The sequence below is a fragment of the Roseateles sp. P5_E8 genome (assembly GCF_054177665.1).
Genome location: NZ_JBGCUM010000104.1, coordinates 1 through 7369, shown reverse-complemented (window position 1 = coordinate 7369; position 7369 = coordinate 1). Strand labels below are relative to the sequence as shown.

The 7369-nt window shown below is 70.3% G+C and carries 4 protein-coding genes and 1 tRNA gene; 3 read left to right on the top strand and 2 right to left on the bottom strand.

Going from position 1 to position 7369, the window contains the following annotated elements; genetic code table 11:
- Nucleotides 1–376 (bottom strand): Rho termination factor N-terminal domain-containing protein (locus ACXRVZ_RS27145; RefSeq protein ID WP_458233082.1); only part of this gene is annotated, 376 nt, incomplete at its 3' end.
- A 255-nt stretch (nt 377–631) separates the two neighbouring features.
- Nucleotides 632–961 carry a thioredoxin TrxA gene (gene trxA / locus ACXRVZ_RS27140; RefSeq protein ID WP_394475508.1) on the bottom strand — a complete coding sequence of 110 codons (330 nt, stop codon included), beginning with the start codon at nt 959–961 and terminating at the stop codon, nt 632–634.
- Between the two features lie 153 nt (nt 962–1114).
- Between trxA and ACXRVZ_RS27135 the strand changes: the two genes are divergently transcribed.
- The 3 genes from ACXRVZ_RS27135 (at nt 1115) to ACXRVZ_RS27125 (ending at nt 6938) form a co-directional block, all read left to right on the top strand.
- Complete coding sequence (locus tag ACXRVZ_RS27135) at nt 1115–3664, top strand: PD-(D/E)XK nuclease family protein (protein WP_457425687.1); 2550 nt, start codon at nt 1115–1117, stop codon at nt 3662–3664.
- On the top strand, nt 3661–6846 hold the full coding sequence (locus ACXRVZ_RS27130) for a UvrD-helicase domain-containing protein (protein ID WP_457425583.1): 3186 nt from the start codon (nt 3661–3663) through the stop codon (nt 6844–6846). The genes ACXRVZ_RS27135 and ACXRVZ_RS27130 overlap by 4 nt, the downstream gene beginning before the upstream one ends.
- Nucleotides 6847–6861: 15 nt before the next feature.
- Nucleotides 6862–6938, top strand: a tRNA-Pro gene (locus tag ACXRVZ_RS27125).
- Nucleotides 6939–7369: the final 431 nt, after the last annotated feature.

The following is a 7369-nucleotide window of genomic DNA, read 5'->3' as shown; positions in this document are numbered from 1 at the left end:
CCTCCGGCGTCTGGTTGTTGACGCGGTCGACCTTGACCAGAGCAAAGTAGCGTTCGCCGTCCTTGGGCACGCGCACTTCGCCTTCCACCAGGTCGCCGGTGTGCAGGTTGAAGCGGCGGATCTGGCTCGGGCTCAGGTAGATGTCGTCGGTCGACGCCATGWAGCTGGCKTCGRKCGAGCGCAGGAAGCCGAAGCCGTCGGGCAGCACTTCGAGCACGCCRTCRCCGAAGACCTGYTCGCCACCCTTGGCGCGCTTCTTCATGATGGCGAACATCAGCTCCTGCTTGCGCAGGCGCGTGACGTTGTCGATCTCCAGCTCCTCGCCCATCTGGATGAGGGCGGAAACGTGGAGCGCTTTGAGTTCGGAAAGATGCATGGGTGAAGACCCGTCAGGGGTCGCGGCGCCAGCCAAGGCACAACGACGATTCCACGGCCGCCCCGGAACAGGGCCGAATGTCTATCGCTCAAACAACGAGCGACGCGATTCGACAACTAAACAGTGGAGGGAGGGGGAGCCGAGTCCACGCTGGCTGGGTGCTGGATTCGTATCCAGGAACCCGGGGCGTGTTGGCTTTGGCTGCTGCAGTGACCGCGTGGAGGGCGCCGGTAACACTGCAGCAGTTGGACGCGATTATAGGTTCGCGTCGAGGAAGGCGGTCAACTGGGCCTTGGAGAGGGCCCCGACCTTGGTGGCGGCCAGCTGGCCGTCCTTAAACAACATCAACGTCGGGATGCCGCGGATGCCGAACTTGGCGGGCACTTCGCGGTTCTCGTCGACGTTCATCTTGGCGACCTGCAGCTTGTCACCGTAGCCGGTGGCGACCTCGTCCAGGATGGGCGCGATCATCTTGCAGGGGCCGCACCACTCGGCCCAGTAGTCCACCAGCACCGGCTTGCCGGACTGGATGACGTCGGCGTCGAAGGACGCGTCGGAAACATGCTTGATCAAATCGCTGCTCATGGGAGGGTTCCTTGGCCTCAAAGGGTTGACGGGCGCCGCGTTGCGCCGTCCGAATAGGCAAAAATGATTGTGACATAGCCACTTTTGCCCGGGCGGTCACAGGGGTGACCGAAACAGTGGTGCACGTCAGGGCGGGAGGGCTCTTTGCAAGTCATGAATCTGGGCCTGGCGCCTGGGGAAGACATCGACGGTTTCTGGCGTCGCGTTGCTGCCGTCAGTGCCGACTGGCTGACTGGCCAGGGCGCGCCGCTGCGCGACGCCGTGCTGCTGTTGCCGTTCGCCCAGCAGTTGGCGCCGGCGCGGCGTGCGTTTCTCGCCCGAGGCGGCTGGCTGCCGGTGCTGTCGACGACGCACAGCCTGGCCTCGGCCCTCGGCCCCACGCCGCTGGCCGCACCGCAGCAGATCAGCGGTGACGCGCCGGTGGATGCGCTGGCGGCCGACGCGCTGCTCGCCCAGCAAACCTGGGCCCAGAACCTCAAGCGCGAGGACCCACGCGCCTACCGCCTGGCGTTGGCCCGCCTCGTCGAGACGGCCCACGCCTTCGCCCGCGCGGCCGGCCAGCGTGACCCCGCAGACCGGGCCGTCTGGCTCGACGCCGCCCGCCGCCATCTGGGCGAAGACCCCATCGGCGGCACCGAGCGCGCGCTGACCTGGGTGGCGCTGGAATGGGCCGCGGCCGACGACCGCGCGCCGGCCACGGACGCACTGTTCCGCCACCGGCCCAGCGCCTGGATCGCGCTTCAGGCCGGTGGCCCGGACCCGCTGGCCCAGGCGCTGCTGGCGCGTGGCGACGTGCCGACGCTGCTGCTCAACGCCGACGTCGACCTGGACGCCCTCGCCGAGCCGACTGCCCGCGTCGAAGAGGCCTTGTGCGCCGACTTCGAGACCCTGGCCCAGGTAAGCGCCGTGGCCGTGCTGCAGCACCTCGCCGCAGGCTGTGCGCCGGTCGCGCTGATCGCACAGGACCGCGTCGTCGTGCGCCGCGTGCGCGCGCTGCTGGGCCGCCAGGGCGTGCCGCTGCATGACGAGACCGGCTGGACGCTGGCGACCACGCCGGCCGCCTCCACGCTGATGGCGCTGCTGCGCGCGGCCCTGGGCGGTGGCGCGGTGGACGACTGGCTGGCTTGGCTCAAGCTCAGCGCCGAGCCGTCGGCGGCGCTGGATGCGCTTGAGGCCTTGTGCCGCCGCCGCCGCATCCGCCGCGCCGAGTCGCTGGACGCGATGGACAAGCTGCCCGCACAGGCGCTTTGGCAGTCACGCCGGCAGGCGCTGGCGCCGCTGACCAGCAGCGGGCGGCGACCGTTGGTGCAGTGGCTGTTCGAGCTGAAGCGGGCGTTGGGCGCCGAGCCTCTGGCCGGGCTGGAAGGCAGCGAGGGCGTGCTGAACGCGCTGTGGCTGTCGCGCAACCCCTGGCCGGGTAGCGCGCACGAGGCGGTGCTGAGCGACGCTCGGTTGGACGGTGCGGGCTTCCTGGCCTGGGTGGGTGACGTGCTCGAAGCCGGCCAGTTCGCACCTAGCGACCCGGGCCACGCGCCGGTCGTCATCACGCCGCTGGTGCGGGCCATGCTGCGGCCCTTCGGCGCGCTGGTGCTGCCGGGCGCCGATGCCGACACGCTGGGTCGCGGCGGCCGGTCCCTGAGCTTGCTCGGCGATGCGGATGCCGCCGCGCTGGGCTTGCCGACCCAGGCCCAGCAGCGTGAGGCCGAGGCGCAGGCCTTTGCGCAGGCGCTGCGTGTGCCCGTGCTGACGCTGCTACGCTGCACGCGTGCAGGCGCCGAGCCGCTGCCGGCCAGCCCGCTCATCGAGCGCCTGGCCGCCGCCGCCCGCCGTGCCGGCCGCGAGTCGCCACTGCTGCCCTGGGTGGACGAGCGCCTGCCGCAGGCCATCGCGCCGCGGCCGGTGGTGCGGGCCAGCGTCGCCGCGTCGCTGCTGCCGGCCGCTTTGAGCGCCAGCGCCGTCGAGTCGCTGCGCCGCTGCCCCTACCAGTTCTTCAGTCGCCACCTGCTGGGCCTGAACGAGGCCGATGAGCTGGAGGCCGAGGTCGAGAAGCGCGACTACGGCACCTGGCTGCATGCGGTGCTGCACCGCTTCCACACCGAGCGCCAGCCGGGCGACGTGACGGCCCAGCTGCGCGCCGCTGCCGAGGTCGAAAGCCGTGGACTCGACGAGGCCGACTTCCTGCCCTGGCAGGCCAGCTTCGAGCGCCTGCTGCCGCGCTACGTGCTGTGGCTGGGCGGCGCAGAGCTCAACGGCCTGACCTTTGCCGACGGCGAACTGGACCGCCAGTGCACGCCCTTTGACGGCGCGCTGGCGGAACTGGTGCTGCGCGGCCGCATCGACCGCATCGACACCACGGCCGAGGGCCAGCGCGTGCTGCTGGACTACAAGACCGGCAGCGTTGCCAGCCTGAAGAGCAAGGTTGCCGAGCCCTTCGAGGACACGCAGATGGCCGTCTACGCGCTGCTGATGGACGCGGCGCCCGACCTGAGTGCGGCCTACCTGGCGCTGGACGATCCGGGTGGCGTGGTCACCGTGGACCATCCCGACGTGGCCGCCACGGCGGAAGTGCTGCGCGAGGGCCTGCAAGCCGACCTGCTGCTGATGCTGCAAGGCGAGCCGCTGGCGGCTCTGGGCGAAGGCAGCGCCTGCGAGCACTGCGAAGCGCGCGGCCTGTGCCGACGCGATGACTGGAGCGCCGCATGAGCTACGCCTACTACGCCGATGGCGCGCTGGTCCCCCGCGAGCGCTTCTACGCCTTCGCCTGCGACCCGGCCCGCAGCGCCGTCGTCGAGGCCTGCGCCGGTGCGGGCAAGACCTGGATGCTGGTGTCGCGCATCCTGCGCGCGCTGCTGGCGGGTGCACAGCCGCAGGAGATCGTCGCCATCACCTTCACGCGCAAGGCGGCGGGTGAGATGCGCGAGCGGCTGCTGGAGTGGCTGGCCGAGTTCGCCGGCGCCAGCGAGCCAAGGCGCGTGAATGAACTTGTCGCGCGTGGCATGAGCGAGGCCGAGGCCCGCGCCGCCGCACCGCGCCTGGCTGTTCTGCAGGACGAGTTGTTGCGTGGCGGCCGAGCGGTCGAGATCCGCACCTTCCACGGCTGGTTCTCGCAGCTGCTGCGCGCCGCGCCGCTGGCCGTGCTGCAGGCCGAAGGCCTGTCCGCCGAGCTTCAGCTCATCGAGGATGAAGCCGAGCTGATGCCGGCGCTCTGGCGCCGCTTCCACGCCCGTGTGCTGGCCGACGCCGGCCTGGTCGCCGCCTTCCAGGCGCTGACCGAAACGCGCGGTCGGCACAACCTGCGCGAGTGGCTGCTGGCCGCCTTCAACAAGCGCGTCGAGCTGCGCCTGGCCGTGCGCGCCGGCGTGCTGGCGGCCAGCCTGCCCGACGTGGCCGAGCCGCTGGCGGCACTGGCCTCGTGGCGATCCGCGCTGGCCGCGCTGGCAGTAGTTCTCGGCAGCAGCAGCAAGCTGACGCCACAGAAGGCGGCCACGGCGATCGAGCAAGGGTTGGCACTCGCCGACGAAGCCGCTTTCCCCGCGCTGTGGGCCGCGCTGTTCACCAAGACCGGCACGGCCAAGAAGGGCCTGGGCGACTCGACCGCGCAGCTCGCCGCCTGCGCCGCGCTGGAGGCCATCGCCGCCGACATCGCTCAGCACGAGGCGTCCATCGAGCATGCCCGCATGGCGCAGCTGTCGGAAGTGCTGGTCGCCGAGTTCGAGGCGCTGAAGCGCGAGCGCGGCTTGGTCGACATGAACGACCTGGAGCGCGGCGCGCTGGCGTTGCTCTCCAAGCCCGAGCTGGCCGGCTGGGTGCAGCAGAAGCTGGATGCGCGTGTGCGCCACCTGCTCATCGACGAATTCCAGGACACCAGTCCGCTGCAATGGCAAGCGCTGCACGGCTGGCTGGGTGCCTATGCCGGCGCGGGCGGCGGGCAGATCTCCGTCTTCATCGTCGGCGACCCCAAGCAGAGCATCTACCGCTTCCGTCGAGCGGAGCCGCGTGTGTTTGCCGCAGCGGGCGAGTTCGTGCGCGACGGCCTGGCCGGCGTGACGCTGGCCTGCGACCACACGCGCCGCAATGCGCCCGAGGTGCTGGCCGCCGTCAACGCCGCCTTCGCGGGGCAGATGCCCGGCTTCAGGTCGCACACGACGGAGCAGGGTGCTGACGAGGCGGCCGGCCTGTTCACGCTGGACGGGGCACTGGCGGCTGACGCCGCCGCCGAGACAGACCCCGACCACTGGCGCCCCAGCCTGACCGAGCCGCGCGTGGAGGCCGAGATCGCCCGCCGCGCGCCCGAGTGCGAGCGTGTCGCCCGCGCCATCCGCGCGCTGCTGGACGAGGGCCTGCGGCCGCGCGATGTCTTCGTGCTGGCCCGCAAGCGCGCGCCGCTGCGCCAGATGGCCGAGGCGCTGCTGGCCGCCGGCATTCCGCATGTCGCGCCAGAGGACAACCGCCTGGCCGACTTGCCGGATGCGCAAGACCTCATCGCGTTGYTGGACGCGTTGGCCTCGCCGGGCCATGCGCTGTCGCTGGCGCGGGCGCTGCGCAGCCCGCTGTTTGGTGTCGATGAGGCCGACCTACTGCAGCTCGCCGAGGCCGCGGGCACCGCCTCGTGGCTGGGCACCGCGCCGCGTGAACGGCGCAGTTGGTGGGATGCCTTGGCGGATCTGGCCGACCCCAGCCCCGCACTCGCCCGCGCCCGCAGGCTGCTGCTGGCCTGGCGCGAGGCCGCGTCGCGCTGCACGCCGCACGAACTGCTGGACCGCATCGTCAGCGAAGGCGACTTGCTGCCGCGCCTGCTGGCCGCCGCGCCGCCTTCCGAGGCAGCAAACAGGCTGCGCACCGTCAACGCGCTGCTGCAGGCCGCGCTGGAGCTGGACGGCGGGCGCTTTGCCGAGCTGTATGGCTTCGTCCGCGCGTTGAAGGCCCGTTCGCCCAAGCTCGCCCCCGCGCCGTCCGAGAACGCCGTGCAGTTGCTGACCGTGCACGGCGCCAAGGGCCTGGAGGCCGAGGTGGTCATCCTGCTGGACGCCGATGCCGCGCCGCCGCGCGCCGAGACGCTGTCGCTGGCCTGTGACTGGCCGGTCGACGCGCCCGCGCCGGCACGCCTGGCCTTTCTCGTCTCGGAGCGTCGCCCGCCGCCGGCCCTGGCCGAGCTGGTTGCCGACGAGAAAGCTTTGCGCGAGCGCGAGGAGCTGAATGCGCTCTACGTGGCCATGACGCGTGCGCGGCGCCGGTTGATCGTCAGCCGCACGCCGCCCCGGCGTGGCGCGAGTGACGCGAGCTGGTGGGCGCGGCTATCGCCGCTGGGCCAGCCGCTGGCGCTGGCGGAGCCCGGCGACGAGGTGGCGCTGGACATGCCGCTGCCCTTGCACATGCCGCTGCCGATCTGGATTGCGCCCCCTGCACCCGCCAAGGTCGGTGCTGCCGATGACGCTGCCCAGGCCAATCTGGGCGAGGCCTTGCACCGCGTTCTGGAATGGGCCAGCGCTGCGAGCCAAACCCAGCCCCTGGCCTTGCTCGTCGCCGCCTCCGGTCAAGCCTTCGGCCTCGATGCTGCGGCGCGCGACCGCCTGGCCACCGCCGCCGACGCCATCCTGCAAAGCCTGGACTGCCGTCCCTTCTTTGACGCCAGACGGCTACGGTGGGCCGCCAACGAGGTCGCCATCAACGCCGCCGGTGAAGACCGCCGCATCGATCGTCTCGTGCAACTGGACGACGGTTGCTGGTGGGTGCTGGACTACAAACTCGGCGCCACGCCGGAGCGCGAGCCGGCCTACATCGAGCAGATGCGAAGCTATGTCGCGGCCATCCAAAAACTGCAGCCCGGCGAGCCCGTTCGGGCCGCTTTGATCAGCGGCACCGGCCGCTTCGTTCCGGTGGGCTAGAATGATCGGCTTGATCGGGGCGTAGCGCAGCCTGGTAGCGCATCTGCTTTGGGAGCAGAGGGTCGCGAGTTCGAATCCCGCCGCCCCGACCATCTATAAGTGATTGATTCCTTTAAGGAATCTTCCGAAAGGCCCGCCTCGTGAGACGCGGGCCTTTTCTCTAACCCTGTCGCCTTCCTCTAACGACTGTGCAACGACCGTTTGGATTGCTCGGTGAAGCCTCCGCGATCCCATCAGGCCCTACGGGTTCGTCTTATGCTCCTCATGTAAGCGTCCGTGATGCAATCACGCCACACATGAAGAGTCTTGAGACTAGGACGGGAGAAACGTGGAGTCGGTCTTTTCACTAGCGGGTGCGCCGCAAGTCGGTACTGTCACCCTGGTCGCAGCTCACGCACGAGACGAGCGAACGCGATATCGTGCGGAGGATGTTGAACTTATCTTCGGTGGTGTGGTAGGTGGTACTGCCAAACATACCAATCAGGCCAACGTACTTAATCCTGAACTAGCGCGCTTACTGCTC